We start from the raw sequence: 17,459 nt of genomic DNA, 5'->3' as shown, positions 1-17,459 counted from the left end.
CTCAGCCCCGGCCGATATACGGCATGGTCGTAGCCATCACGGTCATGAACTGCACATTGGCCTCGGGCGGTAGATTGGCCATGTGCAGCACCGACTTGGCGGCATCTTCCACATCCATAGTCGGATCGGGCGTCGCACCGTCGGCAATCGCAGCATCGACTAGCCCCTGCACCATCTGAGTGCGGGCATTCCCGATATCGATCTGGCCACATGCAATGCCAAAATCGCGCCCATCCAGCGACAGGCTGCGCGTCAGCCCGGTGATGGCATGTTTCGTTGCCGAATAGTGCACCGAGTTCGGGCGCGGCACATACGCCGCGATTGAGCCGTTGTTGATGATGCGCCCGCCTTGCGGGGTTTGATGACGCATGATCCGAAACGCCTCACGCGCGCTCAGGAACATGCCGTTGAGGTTGACGCTGACGCTCTGGTACCAGTCCTCCAGTGCGATTTCATCAATCGTACCGCCGGGCGCGAAGATGCCAGCATTGTTGAACAGAACGTCCAACCGCTCGGCCCTGTTGGAGAAAGACCGGAAGGCGCGCGCAACCGCCACCGGATCCGTCACATCCGCAACCAGAGGGATCGCGTTGCGATGCCCTTCGGCCATTTCCACCAATTTGTCTTCGCTGCGGGCAAGAAGACCAACAGTCCAGCCCTCGGTCAGAAACAGCTCTGCCGTGGCTTTTCCGATCCCGGAACTCGCGCCGGTTATGAGGATGGATTTCATGTCTCTTCAGCCTCCAGTGTCAGGGTCGCCGCCGGTATGGCGCGCAGATCATCGACGCGCAGAGGATGGGTGGGTTTGGACAACCGATTACGAACCACCCAGATCAACCGTTCCTGCGCGCGGGTGATGGCAACATAGGCCAGTCGTTTCCACAAGGGTTGTCCGGCCTCGGTTCGGCCCATGCGGGCCGCGGCGTAGATGTCTGGCGCAAAGACCTGCACCGTATCCCATTGCGAGCCCTGCGCCTTGTGGATAGTGACCGCCGCCCCATGCAGAAAGGTCGCGCCCATACGCGCTGCATAGGGGATGAACGGTTCCTCTTCATCCGGCTTTTCGATCTGCACAATCGACGCGGCACTGACTTGAGGGTCCTCGGCCCCCATGACATGCAGGCGAGAGAAACCGGGTTTTCGCCCCGGCCCCAGATAAACCACCTGAGCACCCTTGATCAGGCCGCGCGCCTCAAGATCCAGCCGTTTCTTGCGGTGTTTGAGAGGCAGCTCGATCCCGTCGCAGATAAGCGGCTCACCTTCCAGCAACTCGGTCTCGGGTGCGCCGTGGACCTGCCGGAAGGCCTGGATCAGACGGATGCGCGTTGCGTTGCGCCAGACCAGAACCGGGCTGCGGGCCATCAGGTCGACCTCGACCCGCTGCCCCCAGACCACACGGTCATCGCGACGCGCGGTGTCTTCGACCAGACGCTCGAATTCCTCAAACCCCATGGCGGGGTCGGCAAGCGCATGGGCCAGATCGAGGATGGGATTGTCGGCATCCTGACGGTGTATGCGGTGTAGGGTCAGTTTGCGCGGCTCGGGCAGGGTTTCGAATACCATGCTGCCGGATTGGTTGACCGGTGCCAGCTGTGCTGGATCGCCAAACAGCAGCAATGTCGGGAAGATCTCTTTCAGATCATCAAACTGGCGGTCATCCAGCATTGAGGCTTCGTCGACAAAACCGATATCCAGCGGCTCTTCCCGGCGCTTCCAGCCGGTGATGAAATCCGACCCGCGCAAACCGGCTGCGGCCAGAGCACCCGGGATCGACTTGTTGTTCTGGTAGAAGGCAGCCGCCCGGTCCAGCGCCTCATCCGTCAGGCCTTCGATCTCGGGCCGTTCATCATTGCCCTCAAGCCATTCGGCGATGCGTTCGTATTCCGGGTCGTAGACAGGGGTATAGAGAATGCGATGGATGGTCGTCGCGGGTACCCCCCGCAGGCGCAAAACGCTGGCGGCCTTGTTGGTGGGGGCCAGAATCGCCAGACTGCGTTTGTCGCGAGACTTGCGGCTTTCATAGTCGCCCGAGACGATGTGAACGCCCGTCTCGGCCAGCGCCTTGTACAGTTCCGCCAGCAAAAGGGTCTTGCCCGAACCGGCCTTGCCGATCACGGCCATAACGCCCGATTCACCGTGTCCTGGCAGTTTCAGCAGCGCATCATCTTCAAGGTCCACCCCGGCAGAGCGCAGCATCTCGGCGATGCTGTCATAGGCGGCGGCCTGATCTTCTGAGAAGGTCACGTTGGGCAAAGACATGGCGCGACCCTACAGGGCCGCGCCACCCTTCACCAGATACGGATTTGGGTTTTCAAGCTCCTAAGCCGACAGCGCAAATCGGTGCTGTTTCGCCGGGCCGAACGCGGTTTTGAACCACAGGCGCGAAAGCTCGCGCGGGATGCCCGCCCGTTCGGCCACGCGGTTGCAATCATCCGCGGAATAGGGCCACAGGCCGACCGAGATCTGATCGCGCCCTTTCCCCTCGGACCCCAACACAATCGGAGACGACCCGATCAACCGGTAGATCCGGATCATCCGCGCATCAAAGACGCCGGCGATATGGGTCAGGCCGAACCCCTCCATCATTTCACCGCCGCTCAGCATGATAGCCCCAGCCGTATGGGGGCTGGCTGTGCGCGATAGGCAAAAGCGCGTGACCTCCCAGATCAGAGGGCTGCAGATCGGCTCGCCCTCGTTGAGATGACCGAACACCTCGTTCACCATGACCGGGCCAGTGGTCGGCAGAACCCGCATTGAGCCGCCATGGCTACCATCCGGCTCCTCCCAAATCACATAGAGCGGGTTGAGGTCATCGTATTGATCCCGCTCTTCCCCTTTTTCATTAACGTAAACGTCCCATCCCAGCCGGGTCTTGAACTGATCCGCGCGATCGCGAAACATCCCGTCGGCCAAAGCTGGAAATTTATGCAGCTCATCAGCATACAAATAACGCAACATGACTAATTCCCCTTGTCGTCCTGTGCAGGAACGAAAGGGGTACGAAGTCGTGGTTAATTTACTGTTCTAAGACCGTACGTTGCTTAAACGACTATTAAGATTATAACTCATATGTCACAGCAATAGTCCATAAAAATAAGGGCTTTTGGCTTGACTTGGTTGACGTTGATTGACCCAAATTATATATCGTTTACGGGAATTTTACGGATTTGTGAGTGAGAAATGGCTACTTTTAAAAAGACAGCTACGGGATGGGAAGCGCAGGTATATAAGCAGGGCCAGCGTAAGAGTAAGACATTTAGAAACAAGGCTTTAGCAAAGCGGTGGGCTGAGGATACAGAGCGCTTGCTAGAGGCTAAACAGCTTACAGGTTTTGAAAATCCCGTAGGTGTACCGATCAGTTCACTCTTAATTCGGTATGAAAAAGAGCAGGGCCATACGTGGTCAGAGAGCAAGGCTAGCGCTGTAGGGCGGCTGATTTCTGACTTTGACTTGACCACTGATGAGCTAGCGCCAAGCGCTGTTAGAGAGTGGGCGTTAAAGCGTCGCTTTGGTCTGGGTACTACGCGGATCGACCTAGCCACGCTGCAAGGGATGCTCAAACACGCTAAGCAGGTTTGGTTTATAGAGACCAATGTAGACGCGGTGCAGGCGGCTAGAATGTCGCTAGAAAAGGGCGGTGATATGCCGAAGGTGCAGCACCGTGACAGGCGCATCAGCATAGAGGAAGAAAACGCCATTATCCGCAACTGGCAGAGCAACCGCATCCCCTCCTACGTTGTGCCGTTCTTGATAGATACGCCTATCCGCTCTGGCGAAATGTGCGCTTTGACTAAGAACGATATTGACGGGCAGATCATAACAATTCGTGACCGCAAAGACCCCCATGAGAGGGGACGTATCGACCGCGTACCGCTGTTGGGTAGGTCGTATGAGATACTGAGCGGCACTGCCACCTTGCGGCCCTTCCCGTTCAGTCAAGGCAAAGTCAATGAAGCTATCACCGCCGCAGTAGAAAAAGCGGGGTTGGAAGGTATCACCGCGCACACCTGCCGCCATGAAGGTATCTCTAGGATGTTCGAAAAAGGCTACGGCGTTCCGCAAGTGGCCTTGGTATCTGGTCATAAGAACTGGAACACTTTAAAACGATACACGCATATCACGCCAGAGAGCCTGCTTGATCATCAAAGGTGAAACATAATGCAAATAGAACCATCAACGCTAGAAGGTGTTGAACTCTCGGTATTGATGAGTAGGGACACAGTACAAAATCAAATAAAGGCCGTATTTTTTGTCTTAGCCAGCTTTGCCGTTATCCAAATTGTACTACTCGCCCTCATACTCTGGCGGGTATGGTAATTCCCGATCAAACCACGAGAAACAAATGAAAAGAGTATTGTGCGCCGCAGCTTGTGTTGTTGCTGGGCTGTCAACAACGGCAAACGCTGAGTTAGCCAAGGTTTATGCTTGTCAGTATTCTGACGCCATCGGCTTTATTTTCAATAATGGGCGATGGGAGCGGTCTGGCTTCAGAGTTAGACCTCCATTTTTCATTAAAACAGATGGATCAACAATCCTTGAAGCTGGCGACCTGAACTCGGATTACATAGACTGCACAAATACGTCTACCGGATTGTATCAATGCGGTGATAAGTTCGGAGCCAGTTTGTATTTTAGTGTCCATACAATGCGCGGAGGTTTTTCCCACCTATTTGGCGCGACACAAGATGAAGACGACCAAAGGGACACAGTGACAGCACTACTCTTCGTCTGCGAAGCGATGTAGCTGCATTTAAAGGGAACGTTCCATAAGGATATGCGTTGCTTTCCAGCCATGCGGCTTTAGCCGCCGCTCAAACCCTCTACGCCCTGTCAGTGTCAGCTTTTTTGCGCCTAGCTTGCGGGCGTTGTCGGCGGCTATCTCAGTTAGCGCGTTGATTTCCTCAAAAAGACCACCCGCTAGAAAACAGTGATAGCTAGACCAGTTACCAAACTGGCGTAGCTCCATGATGACAAAGCTGTTTTCTAGCGGATAGAAGTGCAGCTTCCCAGACAGTACCGCTTGCACAATCTGATCAAAGCTGTGGGAGGAATCCGCGTACCCTAACGCAGCCTCTATCTGAGGTTTGTACCTAAGCAGCGTCTCAGTGAGACTTTCAGGCGGCGTGACTACGTTCATCGGCCAAACAGTGCGTTGTAGCCAGCGGCGGCGGCTCCTGCCCCTGCTGCAGTGGCTGGTGCGCTACCTACGCCAGCAGCAATGAGGCGCGCAGCGGTGCCGCTATCGCCTGTCTGACGCGCTGTCAGATAGTTCATGGTGTCCATGACCTGCGCTAGTTCGCTGTCGTCCTGTCCGTTGGCGTAACGGCGATGTGTCTTGGCGTAGTTGTTGCTGAACGTCTGCGCGTTGATGATACCACCGGGATCAACAGCCCTACCACGTTGCAGAGACTTGATGATGCCGTATCTCTGACGCGCTAGCTTTAGCTCTACCGCTGCCCCCGGTCTGACTTCCTCTGCAACTGCTACAATCGCGTCATTCAGCGAGTTACGCACCGCTGAGTAAGCAGACCCAAGCTCATAGTTGCCTGCATCAAACGCAGCCTTAGAGCGGCGTTGCAGTATGTTCATGAGCGACGTTGTTGCCTGAGCGTCTAGGTTGCCATCCTCGCCTAGCTTCTGGATATCCTTAGCCAGCTTAGCTAGCTGAGACTGTCCAGTAGGTCCGATTTCCTCGGCCATTTCTGACACGTCGTCAACGATGGTCGCAGAAGGGATAGGCGCGTCCAGTTCGTCAATGTTCTCTTTGAACACCGCTTGCGTATCAGCCAACAAGTCACCAAGGCGGCGCGGTGTCAGCGTGTCTACGTTGGGTTCATCCAGAATGTCACCGATATAGCTTGTGAAGGCTTGGCGGTGATCGTCACGCGCAAAGCGGCTTACGCCCGGTATGTCGCTGCCTCTGATGCCAGTACCAGTGATATTCGTACTTGCTACCAAGTCCTCTGTGTCACGGATACGGTTAGCAATTGCGAGTTGTTCAGCGCTGGTAGCCTCTAGCGCCATGCGCTCGCCCGGTGTCAAACGGAAACCCAATTGCTCAGCGCGGCTAGGCTCAATAAAGCCCCTAAGCTCGCGCTCAGTTCTGGTGAACTCTGGGTCAGGATTTCTAGCGGCGTTCACGCTATCAGCGCGTGGTCTGCCTCTGACAGTGTTCACGACGTTCTGCCCGATGTTCAAACCCCGCTGCGTAGCTCTTGTGACGCCCTTTGTAACGACGTTAGCAGCCCCGCCGATGCCTGCCCCTATCGTTGCCCCTGTAAGCGGGTCGTCAGGGTTCCTAGCGGCCCCTAGAGCGGCGTCTAGGGCCATAGCACCGCGAATAGTCCGCGCTGGCGCTCCTAGGGCTAGTTCTGGAAGCATTTCACCAGCAAAGCTAGCGACGGGCTGTCCCTCTCTCAGCGCTTCTTGGCGTGGGTCGTTCTCAGTGCGGATTTCACGCGCAAGTTCGGTAGCGTCAACGCTGCTGACGCCTTGCATGGCGTTTAGACCCTGCCTCACCAAGGCACCGCCGGGCATGAGGTTGAGCAAGTCAAAGTTTGGCCCACTCTCGCCAACCTGTAGACCACCTGCCAGTAGCTCAGTACCGCCAGCCCCTAAGTCCCGCGTACCTTCAACAGCGCTACGCCCAAAAGCCTCAGCCGGTCCTGCCTTTGCGGCGCGGTACACGTCCTCTGGTACTTCGGTCCACGTAGTATCCTCAGTACGCTTGATGACAAAGCGACCGTCTTTTGTGCGTCCGGTTTGCATTGGCTTAGTCCCTCACTACCTCGTCGTCAGATACGCCGCCGCCCGACTGCCACGGTTGAACAACGTACTGGTCAGGGTTCTCTAGCGCCCATCCTCCCCCACTTTGGGGGAAGCGCTGGTTAATCCGGTCAATGGTCTGCTGCGCTTTGTCGATTGCACCTTGAACAGTCCCGGCGTCCTCATCGTTTCGTCGCGTGTACTGCTTCAACGTCTCATTCCAGCGTCTACGCGGCTGGTCTGTAAACGTTGGGTAGGACTGACGCAGTTGCTCAAGCACCGCTGGCGGCGGCTCTGCCTCGCCGTACACTTTGTTCTTGTATTCAAAGAACAGTTGGTCGTCGATTTCACTCAACTCAAACATCAGGGCGTTGCGTTCTTCTGGCGACAAGACACCGCCAATCCTGCCTTGATCTTGCAGCGTCTGCGCAATCTCAATAGCGCGGTTACGCATCGCAATGTTGTTGTTGACTGGTGCAACCACGCTTTCTAGGGCGTTCTGCGTAGCCCAGAACGTGTCGTCAGCCTCACGCCACTGGTTAGCGGTGATCACGTCTTGATCAGCTTGACGGTCTAGCTCGTTCTGTTCAGCGGTGAAGTTTTGGCTATTCTCTTGCCGCCTGTCTGCGCCTGCCTGAGTGATTTGGGTGCGATTGTTAGCGCCTTCCTCACCCAGAATAGCGCGATCCATTGCGGCGGCGTTGTTCGTGTTGGCAAGCTGCAATGCCTCAAAGAAGTCACGGCTACTGGCGGCGTCGTCAAAGCCGATTTCTGCAAACCGATCAGGGTCAAGCAGACCGCCTGCCATCAGAGCGCGGCGCTTGTCGTCAATACCCGCATCGTCAGGCAGTTCGTCCAGAATGCTTTTGGCTTTCTGTCCTTGGCGCTCCTTGAACTTGGGTATAGCCCAACCGTGCGCGGCTGCTTGGGTAGCAAGCCCCGCCCCAAGGATGCCTAGTAAAACTGGTGCTACCATTGTCTATCCTCCAAGTCCCCCACTGAGGGGGATCACTTAATCCCGATGTCGAACCCTGCGCTTTGAGAGTCACCAAAGCTCTCGCTTCTGGTCGTGTCAGAACCAAACCCGATGCTTTCTTGACTGCTCAGAATGGTTGGATCACCAAGCAAGCCTTGCAGCCCTTGCAGCATCCCAAAGTTTCCGGTGAGAGCGTTGCCTAGTGCCTGACTACCACCAGCAATAGCGCCTAGGTTGGCGTCGATTGACTGGCGGTTAGCATTGGCAATGATGTCGCCATAACCGCGCGTGTAAGCGTCACCGATTTCGCCCGCTAACGCTGCCTCAGTTACGCCGTGCCGTGACCCACCAAAGGCACCAGCGGCGGCAGCATTGTCGCCCAGCGTGTTCAGCCCTTTTTGATGTATCTGATCCAGCCCAGAGCGCAGACCTGTAAGCTGCGCGTTTACAACTTGCTCGGTGTTACCTAGAGCGCCTAGGTTGTTTACCGCACCTGTACCAACTGCATCAACGGCTGCGGCGGTGTTGCCAAAGGCAGGGCTTTCATTCGAATACTGCCCCATCGCCATGCTTCGCAGACTGTCTAGAAACGGTGCTTGGCTCGGATCAATGAACGTGCCGCCGCTTGCGCTGCTAAAGTCAAACGCATCCCGGTTAGTGTAGCTATAAGTGTTGTCCTCGGATGCTTTACCGCCGATCGACATTACAAGTACCTCTCTAGCTTGAAGTTTCCGTAGGTTTCGTAGTCACCAGCAGGCACATTGCTACAGAACCGAACCTTGAAAAGCGGTTTGGACAAGTCGCTATTGGCAGGTACGCCGCGTGTAAGTTGCAGCGCGTAGTATTTACCGTTTTGGCTGGGGATCATGCCCGCAAGGTTCTGGGTTTCGCCATCTTGCAGCGGGTCGCTACAGATAGACCTACGAGTGTCAAAATAGTTGTCGCCTTTTGGCGTGTCGTACAAAACACCGCCTTTAAAGCAGTTGATGACATCAAAGTAGAGCCTGAACCTGCCACCTATCGGCCCCCACTCCGCTTGGGCTGCGCTGTCTAGGCTAATCGACATTTCGTCGCTTGGTCCTGTCAGTCGGTACTGCCCGCCGCCCAAGTCCTCAGCACCGCTTACCACAAAACCTAGTTGGGTGGTTGCGCGACGGTTAGGCACAAGTGCCTGCCCCGGTCTGCGTACTGCGGAAATGACGCGCTGTCTGTGTCGTATCATCTGCATTAGCTGGATTTCCTCGGCGGCTTCTTGGGCACAATCAACTGCCCCGGTTTGCGTACAATGGTCGCGGGCGTCTGCTTGAGCGGCGTTAGCTTTCCCATCACTCCACACTCTGCAACTGCGCTACGGCCTTTGCGTACACAGCGTCTTTGTACGCTTGGCTGTAAGTCGGTAGCCCCATGAACGTGCTGAGAAACCACGTATCGCCCTCAACCAGCACGTAAGACCCGTTTAGGTTCTCAGCTACCGAGTAGTCGGGACCGTTGGCAGACGAATACGGCCCGCTAGTAACTTGCGAAAACCTGATATCGTTAAACGCCGCTACCGCGTTGGCTCCCTCGGCCTCAAGCTTTGCTAGCTTCGGATAAAAGCCGTAGTGTGGGTCTCTACCGATATCTAGTTTACCGGGCATGTCAGCGCCTCCTATACTTGGCTAGTTCGCCAGTCAGAATTTCCTTTTTCATCGCCTCAGAGCGTTCTAGGCGGTTCTTTGACTTGAGCGCTGGGTTACGCTTGGCGATGGCGTCGAAGTCCTTCTGCGGGACGGAAATTCCCTCATTGAAAGCGCTCTTAGTCGTGGCTCTGCCGCCTCTGGCTACGTATGGTGCTGCTAACTTCGCCATTATGCTTTTCTCCAAGTAACCCCGGTTTGTATTTTACAGACAGCGCCTTGAGTTATGCCGAAAAGGTCGCCTATCTCTTTCTGCGTCCACCCATCCCAATCGCCGTACTTTATGTCATGCACTTCTTCTTCTGTTAGCTTGCGCTGACCGCGCTTGTATTCGCCCTCCATAGTGTCCCCCCAGACTATGTGGGCTAGCTCCCCCAAGATGGGGGAACTAGCTTAGCGCTTAGGTCGTCACTGCGGCTTCTGGGTTGATATCCAGAAGGACACGGCCCGCGTCCCGGTTCAGAGCGCATACGGTGCCGTTGGCATGCATCAGACGCTTGTCGGCAAGTCCGGTTTTCGCCAGTTCATCGACGGTGTAGCCAGTCAACCAGCTGATATCGACGTACATGGGGTCAATCACATACACCGCTGCTGCAATGTCGGTTCCTACGTCTTGGTAGGTCAGTTGCAGACGGTTTGCGATCATGTCCAACGTGACGCCAAAGTCGGTGATGAACACGTTGACCGAACCCATTGCCTCCGCAGCGCCGCCTTTGCCTACACCAACCGTTTCGCGGGTCAGAGTGGCGATGCGGCTGGACGACGTGAACATGTACTCGCTGAGTGCGCGGATCACAGACGGAACCGACATGATCACATTCGGGTTTGAGCCATCTTCCCATGCTGCCTGACACGCATCGCGTACCAGCGTCTCAGTCAACGGTGTGCGCGTACCGGGCGTGATGCCGGTCCATACGCCAGCAGCAAAGCCGCCGCCTGTTGCGCCTGAGCCTGTATCTACCTGGGTCAACTGGCAAGCCAGACCAGCAGGAACACCGGGCGTTACCCCGTCGCCGCTGTCTGCGGTGTTGCCCTGCAAGCCAAGATAGTTGGCCTCATAGTTGCGGCGCAGTTCCTTTTGGCGCTGCATGACCTGATAGCCCAGCGATGCAATATTGCCGATGCTGTTGGCGTCCTGCGCAGCCTGAGACACCTTGACTTCTTTAGTCAAAATGCCGGTGTGGTTGCCCAGACGTGTACCGAGTTTGCTGTCGTCTTTGTCGCTGTCCGTACCGTCAGCAACCCAGCCACCCGCAGCAGGATCGGACAGTTTGTCCTCTACCCACTCATGGTAGTGGTTTTCGGCGGTGCTTGAACCGACCAGATCAGTGAATGGAAGCGGATAGTCTGAGATATCCCAGATAGCGTCCATTACGTCCTCGTGGATCGTGCCGTTGAAATCAACGTTGGCAAAATCCTGATGTGTTGAAGGATTAGGCATTATCGTTTGGCCTCATGTAAGATGGCGTTAGCAGCGCGGGCCTTGTCTTGTGGTCTCGCGCTCTTACGCCCGGTTGCGATTGTCTCGGCCATGTTTGACTGTCGGCGTTTCTTACCCTGCGGCTTGTGAGGCTTCGGCGGGTCTTGCGTCGGCTCAAAGTCCATGAGCTTTTGCAGTTGTCGCTTAGTCTGGATTGCGTCCTTGATGGCTAGCGCAATGCGATGGTCGCGTATCACTAGCTCATTCGGACGGAACCCAAACGCCTCCATGTGCGTTGCCGCTTCTGAGCGGAACGTATCAAGCTGCGCCTTGTCCTGTAGCTCTGGCATGACTTGCAGCATCATCTGACGCTCTCGCGCCTCTGTTTCTGCTGTCCGCTGCTGTAGCTTCTGGATGGTTTGCGGGTTGAGTTTGCCTTTCAGATCACTCATGACCTCTTGAAGCAGTTGCATGTTCTGCAACGTCGCGCTCTCGCGCTCACTAATCGCGGTCTCACGTTTCACGATCTCTCGCGTGGCCGCTTCTTGGCTCTGAATGCGGTCTTTGACCTCACCCAAAGTCAAGGTTTCACCCTCTTGGGTAGTAATCTGCACACTGTCGTACAGCTTTTTTGGCGTTGTCCCTAGCCGCTCGGCTAGTTCCTTTACCGATAGGTCGCTGACGTCCCCTCCATGCGCCGGGATGGTGGCTGTTCCATCGTCGGGGACGCCAGCAGAGCCGCCGCTGTCAGTGGATGAACCGGCGGTTTCTTGTTGGCTCGGTCGCTGCTCCCCCTCAGTGGGGGACGCGCTGTTTTGCAGAAGGTCATTTACCGCTGCCAGCCTGTCTTGCTGGCTTTGACGACCCTTGCTCCGGCCCTTTTTCGATTTCGAAGTAGAGGCTTCGGAAGGCTGCGCGGCTTCCGTTGATTTCGTTTCTGAGCTTCTCGGCTGAGGCTGCGTCTCCGCAAGTAAGCCACTGTTCATAGAACTCTCGTTCATGCTGTTCCTCTATCTTCTTGATTGTTGTCAGCGCGTCTCTCAGCGCCGTTAAGTGCGATGCGTTCACGGGTCTCCCCTTCCATCTGGACGCGCTCTAGGTCGATCACGCCTTTTGCGGTTATTTCCGCTTCTTTGACTTCTGCGCTGAGACGGTCTGACCAGTATTTGTAGGCAAGCTCGTCTTGGGCTTCCTTCGCGGCCTGTTGCAGCTTCTGCATTTCAAGCTGGTAGATTGCCTGCTGAATTTGCTGCTGCGCTTGTTGCTGTGCCTGTTGGCCCTGCTGGTTGCGCTGCGCTGCTTGTTTGGCGGCTGTAGAGTTAGGATTGATCGAGTAGCTATCAGGCTCATCTAGGCCAGCCATCACCGCCCAATCGTGGATCGTGTTATAGATCGTATTCACGTCGGCAAGCACACCGTTCATGCCCTGCCCGATTGCGCTCATCTGGATTTGCAGCATTTGCGACAAGGTACGCTGAATGTGTGTGCGCTCTCCTGCGCTCATGCCCGCCTTGACGTTGCAGCGCACACGTTGCGGCCATTGCGTAGGATCAATCTGCACCCAATCGCCATTGAACTTGAGGCTAAGCGGCGCGTTGGAATACTTGCGCATGTAATGGTGCATGAGCAGGTAAGCGGGCCTGATAAGCGTCTCTGCTAGGTTGCGGGCCATGAACGACACAAGCAACTCACGTTGCCCGTACTGGCGCTCAATACCGTAGGCAGTTTCGCCCACTAGCTGCGCGTCTGCGCTCATCATATCCAGCGCAGCGCCGCCGCGCTCTGTCCGCATCTTGTCTTGGTACGTCAGAGCGTTGAGGATGCTGCCGCCTATGTCAGCCTCATCAACTCTGAGCGGGGGTCTGTTCGGGTCTTTGGTCTTGATGACCTTGCTACCGTTTATGAAGTCACGGAAGTCAACGGCCATAGGATCAGCGACCCAGCGCCCGCCGCTCATGTAGCCGATATTGTCCATCCAATGACGCAGCAGGTAGGTCTTATACACCTGCGTCTGCTGTAGATGGTCAAACAGGCTTTCGCCCTGAATGCGGTGACTACTGACAAACGCTGTCCCGATTGCGTAGGGCGTTACGTCTACTTCCTCATAATCAAGCACATAGCCGCCTGCACCGCCTGCGTAGAGGATGCGCAAGCGCTCTGAGATACCGTCACCGTCAATGTCGTAGCGTAGATAGACCTCGTAACACTCAATCACCTGCTGGTCATGTGTCTGCGCTAGGTGCGGTGTCTGGTTTGACTTGTTCCGCTTACGCTCAACCAATTGCTGAGCGTCAGTCACATAGCGTAGCTGCGCCACCTCGGCCTTATCGAAACCCATTTCGACCAGATCAGAGCGTGTGTAGTAAAGGCGCTCAGCTAGGAAACGCAGTTTCTGCACGTCCGACGTAGTGGCGTTGGCCTCATAGATGATGTTGTCAATCGGCACTGCATCAAACCGGAATTGACGGTTTGTAGTCGTGACCTTGATACGCTTACCGACTAGCTCACGGGTCTCTTGCGGTGATCGTGGCTGTAGCAACGCTGCAATCTGCTCAGGAGGAAGCGTCTCAGGTTCTCCCCCATCAGAGGGGGGCAGTTCAGTGTTGATGTACCTAACGTCTACCTCATCGTCGGTATAGATTTTGACTGCGGCGTTGCGCATCAACAGCGCGTCCTTGATTGCTTCCTCAAGCTCAATGAAGCCTTGGTTGCGTTCAATGATCACGTTGTTGACTGCGTTTGACTCTGCCCGAGCGTTCTGTTCGTCCTGCTTGCCGTTGCTCTCGAAAGTGACAAGCGCGTCTGTGCTGAGCATTGGCGTTAGCTGCGCCAACACTGCATTGGTCATGTCTGCGACGTCAGTAGAGACGATAAAGTCCTCTGTACCGTCCTCGCCCGGTGCGGGCTTCTTGCCCTCGTAATAGTCCAGAGCGTTTTGTCGGTTCTGGTACGTCTCCGACTGTGTGCTGTTCTCGCCGTTCGCAATCTCGCTTTGGATCACGCTACGCAGTCGCTGCTCTTTCTTTGTCTGCTTGATAGCCATCTTAGAACCTCACACTTGCGCTGGGTGATCTGGAACGCGGGAAGCTGTCCCAATTGACCAAGTGGTCAGGACGTCCAGTCGCGTAGGTTTGGATTGCGTCAACGTAGTGGCTAGACCAGTCGTGAACCGGGCTTAGCTTCACTACGCGCTTTGTTTCGTCGTACTCGGCGCGGTAGGAAAAACACGCCTCAACTGTCGTGCCGCATTCGTCCTTGTCGAACCAACAGTGAGGCAACAACGCCCGCACCTGTTCAATGCCCTCATGCTTTGACTTGACGCGCGGCGCTATACGGACGTTGTGGCCCATATTCCGCACAACCTGTTCACGGGTCATACCGCTAGTCAGTTCATGCTGCACCGCGTCGTGTGGCATGATGACTGTATCAATATCGAATGGCAGCGATTTCCAGTCGTTCACAACGTCTGGCAGCTTGGTCTCTGCATACGCCTTGGTTGTCAGAAAACGATGCTCTGTCCCGACTGGCTGGATGAAGTGACACACCATCAAGTCAGACCAGCCAAGGTCCATAGCGCAGTAGATGGGCGCTGTAGCCTCATACTTTATGCTGGTGATCTGACCGCGCGCGTCCAGCGCCATCATTTCTTTGGAGTAGTAAGCGCCCCTGATGGCTGCATTGAATGAGCAAAGCAGTTCTTGCTCATACTCTGACTGGCTCATTTCCCGCTGCATCGCCTTGACTTCACGGGTAGGCAATACGTTGGTGTCATTGATTGACAGCAGCGTTGCGTCCCAATCTGGATCGTTGCTTGTGTCGGCGTAGCTGAACAAGTCAAACAGCAGGTTATGCCTACCTGCTGGCGTACCCATCAACACCGCTGTACCAAGACGATCTGACAACGCTGGACGGATGACTTGCGACCACGCTGCCGATGGTATTTGCGCGCACTCATCAAGTACGGCGTGATCAATGTAGATACCGCGCAGCGAATTATACGTTTCAGCGCCAAGCAATTGGATGCGTGAACCGTTGAGGAAGTCAGCGCGCAGTTCTTGCTCATTGAACGACACGCCGGGGATGCCACGGCAGAACGTCTTGAGCATGTCATATGCGATACGCTTGGCTTGCTTGAATGTCGGTGCGATGTAGTAGCCGCGCCAATCGTTGCGCTTTGTAGTCAACGCTTTGATGAGCAGTTCACACACCGCTAACCACGTCTTGCCAAAGCGCCGATGCAGTACACGGCACTGGAAGCGCGCCGCTGAGTTATACAGCGACAACTGCTCAGGTCTGAAATTGACTTGAAGCTCAATCCCCATCTTGGTCCCCCACGATAGGGGCGACGGTGCCGATGGTTACGGTGACTTGACCTTCTACTGCTACGTTGGCGTCAACGGCTTTGAGCTTGGGTAGCTCATACTGCAATAGCTCAACGCATAAGGCCCGAAGCTCTTTCGAGTTCGGGTCGTTCTTTTCCAGTGCCTTTGCTTGCCTCACCAAGGTACGAATGGGGGAGAATTCCATTGCACCTAAGATTTGGCTGGCACTCGTTCGCCGTTGCCGTGCCATAGCCTTACCTAATTGCTTGCAAGTCATTGATTTCGTTTGACTTGGCTTGCGACCTAGCAAGGCTGTCGGGCGCGGTTTTTGACTTTTTCGTCTATACAATGACTATACCACATCCCCTACGGGATGTCAAGCAAAAAATTCAACGAAAACATGGGGTTAGTCGATTTCTCGACCCCGCCAACCAAATTTCGGCCAAATCGGTGTAGCGGTGTAGCGTAGCAGTGTAGCAGCCCCCAAGGGGGGCGCTGCGCTTGCTACACTGCTACACTGTAGCACACGGTAGCTTGCTACACCTCTGCTACACCTTGCTACACCTGCTACACCTATAAGCCATTGTTTTTATTGACTTTTTTATCTCCCCCATTTTGGGGGACTATTCAGCGGGTTCGTCAGCTATAGGGCGTGGTTGATTTTGCCAGAACTGGTGGAAGTCAAACGCCAAGCCAAGCATTGTGCCATCCTCTGCCAACACGCCTTTTTTCATGAGTGAGGTAATCGTGCGGTTGACTGACTGGCGCTTAGTCCTCGGCAAGTTATCCCCCGGCCAGTTGCTCACCATCTGCTCTACAAACTCTTCACGCTCTGGCTTGCCTCGGTCACGCTTGAACCTTCCATACAAGGCGGTGACAAGACGTTCTTGATTGGGCGTCAAATCGTTCCAGTGTTTGTAGTCTCCGGTCCCGTCCTCTTGCCCACTCAGGTTGCCTTTGAACATGAAAACAGGCGATGACACGGCGCGGTTGCGGTTGTTGGTCCCTATCTCGTGGCTGATGATTTCGCCCTTGATGCCATCGCCTAGAATACCGTCGCGGGATGCGCTTGACTTGACTTTGACTTGAGTGCCCGTGTTCTCGATTTTCAGCACAATATCCATAGCGCCCTCGTAGGCGGTGCTGCCCCTAGCGCCTCTGGATTGATCCATGCCGGTGTGATGCGGGATGATGACAACGCCATCAATCAGCTTTGCTATTTTGTGGGCGTTGTCGAGAAAGCTAATCATGTCCTCTGAGCTATTCTCATTGCCCCTGAAATTCTCAATCAGCGGGTCAATGATAACGACGTCAACGCGATCAGCGCCGCCGTAGAAAATGACGTCATCTGCTAGCTCTTTGTGTGTCTCGGTCAGGTTGTACTTATAGGAAAGCGGGATATAGCGCCCTAGAATATCCTTAGTGCTTACGTCGTTCTCTCTGCACCACGCTAAGACGCGGTTCTTGTTCCTTTGGGCGTCACCCTCAGACATGATGTGCATGACAACGCCCTGTTCTACGAACCTGTCTCCAATGTCTTTGCCAGTGGCGATGTGTAAGCCTAGCGCTGTCGAGATAACCGATTTGCCCGACTTGTATTTGCCAAGTATGCCGACCCTGCCACGTACAGGAATTAAGCCCTCAACCAAGTCAAAGTTATCTAGGATGAAAGCATCATCTGACAGGTCAATCAGCTTGCCCTGCTCTTTGACAAACTCATCTGCCGCTAGCTGCTTTCGGTACTCTTCCCGCTTGCGCATGAACCCCGGTAGCACCTGCTGATACAGCCAGTCCTCAGTTATCGGGATTTGCGGGCCTTGAAACGTATGTAGACACTCGGTCGCGTTCGCTGATGCCTCGCGGCACTCTTCCTCTGTCCAATCGTCTGTGTTCAGATCGTCGTCAGCAAAGAAACCTTTACCGTCAAACGGCCATTCGTCGTCCGTGAACTGCTTATCTGTCATGGCCGTTACTCCGCTGCTGTCGCGGGTACGTCTAGTTCCTCATCCCCCTCGTTAGGGGATATCGGCGCAGTCATGGTAGTGACATACCGGGCAAGCACGTCAGGACCGAAAGAGCCATCAGGGTAAAAACGGTTGGTCTCTGCCATCCATTTTACGACCTCGTATTGATCGTAGAACACCTGCCCGTTTCCAGACTTGATGAACTTAGGACCCGTACCGATTTGGCGCTGTTTGGAAAGCGTAATGTAGGCAAGGCCAGTCATGGCGCAGACCATTGCTGGCGTCATGTAGCCAGAATTGAGCGGTGGCGTGACCGGATTGTTAGCCATCGTGTAT

At 55.2% G+C, this 17,459-nt stretch carries 19 protein-coding genes; 2 read left to right on the top strand and 17 right to left on the bottom strand.

Features of this window, described 5'->3' with window-relative positions; all coding sequences use genetic code 11:
- Position 1: 1 nt before the first annotated feature.
- From ACRZ95_RS14985 to ACRZ95_RS14975, 3 genes are read right to left on the bottom strand one after another with little or no spacing between them, the layout of a single operon-like run.
- Positions 2 to 730, bottom strand: coding sequence for an SDR family oxidoreductase (locus ACRZ95_RS14985; RefSeq protein ID WP_170678769.1), 729 nt, complete (start codon positions 728 to 730; stop codon positions 2 to 4).
- Positions 727 to 2,259 (bottom strand): AAA family ATPase, encoded by a 1,533-nt coding sequence (locus tag ACRZ95_RS14980; RefSeq protein ID WP_170678767.1) that lies wholly within the window; start codon positions 2,257 to 2,259, stop codon positions 727 to 729. Before ACRZ95_RS14980 ends, ACRZ95_RS14985 begins: the two co-directional genes overlap by 4 nt.
- Positions 2,260 to 2,319: 60 nt before the next feature.
- Positions 2,320 to 2,958 (bottom strand): acyl-homoserine-lactone synthase, encoded by a 639-nt coding sequence (locus ACRZ95_RS14975; protein WP_170378937.1) that lies wholly within the window; start codon positions 2,956 to 2,958, stop codon positions 2,320 to 2,322.
- A 222-nt stretch (positions 2,959 to 3,180) separates the two neighbouring features.
- On the opposite strand from ACRZ95_RS14975, the gene ACRZ95_RS14970 reads away from it, so the two are divergent.
- Positions 3,181 to 4,152: a site-specific integrase gene (locus ACRZ95_RS14970; protein ID WP_480555153.1), complete on the top strand. Its 972-nt coding sequence runs from the start codon at positions 3,181 to 3,183 to the stop codon at positions 4,150 to 4,152.
- A 190-nt stretch (positions 4,153 to 4,342) separates the two neighbouring features.
- A complete protein-coding gene (locus ACRZ95_RS14965; RefSeq protein ID WP_480555151.1) occupies positions 4,343 to 4,744 on the top strand; it encodes a hypothetical protein in 402 nt (133 codons plus the stop codon).
- A 6-nt stretch (positions 4,745 to 4,750) separates the two neighbouring features.
- On the opposite strand, the gene ACRZ95_RS14960 is transcribed toward ACRZ95_RS14965, so the two are convergent.
- From ACRZ95_RS14960 to ACRZ95_RS14895, 14 genes are all read right to left on the bottom strand, one after another.
- The gene (locus ACRZ95_RS14960; protein ID WP_480555149.1) at positions 4,751 to 5,137 is read right to left on the bottom strand and encodes a hypothetical protein; all 387 of its coding nucleotides are present in this window, start codon (positions 5,135 to 5,137) and stop codon (positions 4,751 to 4,753) included.
- A complete protein-coding gene (locus ACRZ95_RS14955) occupies positions 5,134 to 6,768 on the bottom strand; it encodes a hypothetical protein (RefSeq protein ID WP_480555147.1) in 1,635 nt (544 codons plus the stop codon). Before ACRZ95_RS14955 ends, ACRZ95_RS14960 begins: the two co-directional genes overlap by 4 nt.
- A gap of 4 nt (positions 6,769 to 6,772) precedes the next feature.
- Positions 6,773 to 7,741, bottom strand: coding sequence for a hypothetical protein (locus tag ACRZ95_RS14950; RefSeq protein ID WP_480555145.1), 969 nt, complete (start codon positions 7,739 to 7,741; stop codon positions 6,773 to 6,775).
- A gap of 32 nt (positions 7,742 to 7,773) precedes the next feature.
- On the bottom strand, positions 7,774 to 8,445 hold the full coding sequence (locus ACRZ95_RS14945) for a hypothetical protein (RefSeq protein ID WP_480555143.1): 672 nt from the start codon (positions 8,443 to 8,445) through the stop codon (positions 7,774 to 7,776).
- Positions 8,445 to 8,807: a hypothetical protein gene (locus tag ACRZ95_RS14940; protein ID WP_480555141.1), complete on the bottom strand. Its 363-nt coding sequence runs from the start codon at positions 8,805 to 8,807 to the stop codon at positions 8,445 to 8,447. Before ACRZ95_RS14940 ends, ACRZ95_RS14945 begins: the two co-directional genes overlap by 1 nt.
- Positions 8,808 to 9,066: 259 nt before the next feature.
- Positions 9,067 to 9,378 (bottom strand): hypothetical protein, encoded by a 312-nt coding sequence (locus ACRZ95_RS14935; protein ID WP_480555139.1) that lies wholly within the window; start codon positions 9,376 to 9,378, stop codon positions 9,067 to 9,069.
- A 210-nt stretch (positions 9,379 to 9,588) separates the two neighbouring features.
- Positions 9,589 to 9,759 carry a sigma factor-like helix-turn-helix DNA-binding protein gene (locus tag ACRZ95_RS14930; protein WP_480555137.1) on the bottom strand — a complete coding sequence of 57 codons (171 nt, stop codon included), beginning with the start codon at positions 9,757 to 9,759 and terminating at the stop codon, positions 9,589 to 9,591.
- Positions 9,760 to 9,817: 58 nt separating this feature from the next.
- Complete coding sequence (locus ACRZ95_RS14925; RefSeq protein WP_480555135.1) at positions 9,818 to 10,858, bottom strand: SU10 major capsid protein; 1,041 nt, start codon at positions 10,856 to 10,858, stop codon at positions 9,818 to 9,820.
- A complete protein-coding gene (locus ACRZ95_RS14920; protein WP_480555133.1) occupies positions 10,858 to 11,838 on the bottom strand; it encodes a hypothetical protein in 981 nt (326 codons plus the stop codon). Before ACRZ95_RS14920 ends, ACRZ95_RS14925 begins: the two co-directional genes overlap by 1 nt.
- Positions 11,835 to 13,880: a portal protein gene (locus ACRZ95_RS14915; protein WP_480555131.1), complete on the bottom strand. Its 2,046-nt coding sequence runs from the start codon at positions 13,878 to 13,880 to the stop codon at positions 11,835 to 11,837. Before ACRZ95_RS14915 ends, ACRZ95_RS14920 begins: the two co-directional genes overlap by 4 nt.
- Before the next feature lies 1 nt (position 13,881).
- Positions 13,882 to 15,159: a terminase large subunit domain-containing protein gene (locus ACRZ95_RS14910; RefSeq protein ID WP_480555129.1), complete on the bottom strand. Its 1,278-nt coding sequence runs from the start codon at positions 15,157 to 15,159 to the stop codon at positions 13,882 to 13,884.
- Entirely contained in the window at positions 15,149 to 15,364 is a 216-nt protein-coding gene (locus tag ACRZ95_RS14905; RefSeq protein WP_480555127.1) for a hypothetical protein, read from the bottom strand. Before ACRZ95_RS14905 ends, ACRZ95_RS14910 begins: the two co-directional genes overlap by 11 nt.
- 418 nt (positions 15,365 to 15,782) lie before the next feature.
- Entirely contained in the window at positions 15,783 to 17,123 is a 1,341-nt protein-coding gene (locus ACRZ95_RS14900) for an AAA family ATPase (protein WP_480555125.1), read from the bottom strand.
- A gap of 5 nt (positions 17,124 to 17,128) precedes the next feature.
- On the bottom strand, positions 17,129 to 17,452 hold the full coding sequence (locus ACRZ95_RS14895) for a helix-turn-helix transcriptional regulator (protein WP_480555123.1): 324 nt from the start codon (positions 17,450 to 17,452) through the stop codon (positions 17,129 to 17,131).
- Positions 17,453 to 17,459 lie beyond the last annotated feature (7 nt).

It is taken from the genome of Ruegeria sp. AI3 (assembly GCF_056541245.1).
Note: the sequence above shows the minus strand (reverse complement) of the source record. Positions and strands in the feature narration are given on the sequence as shown.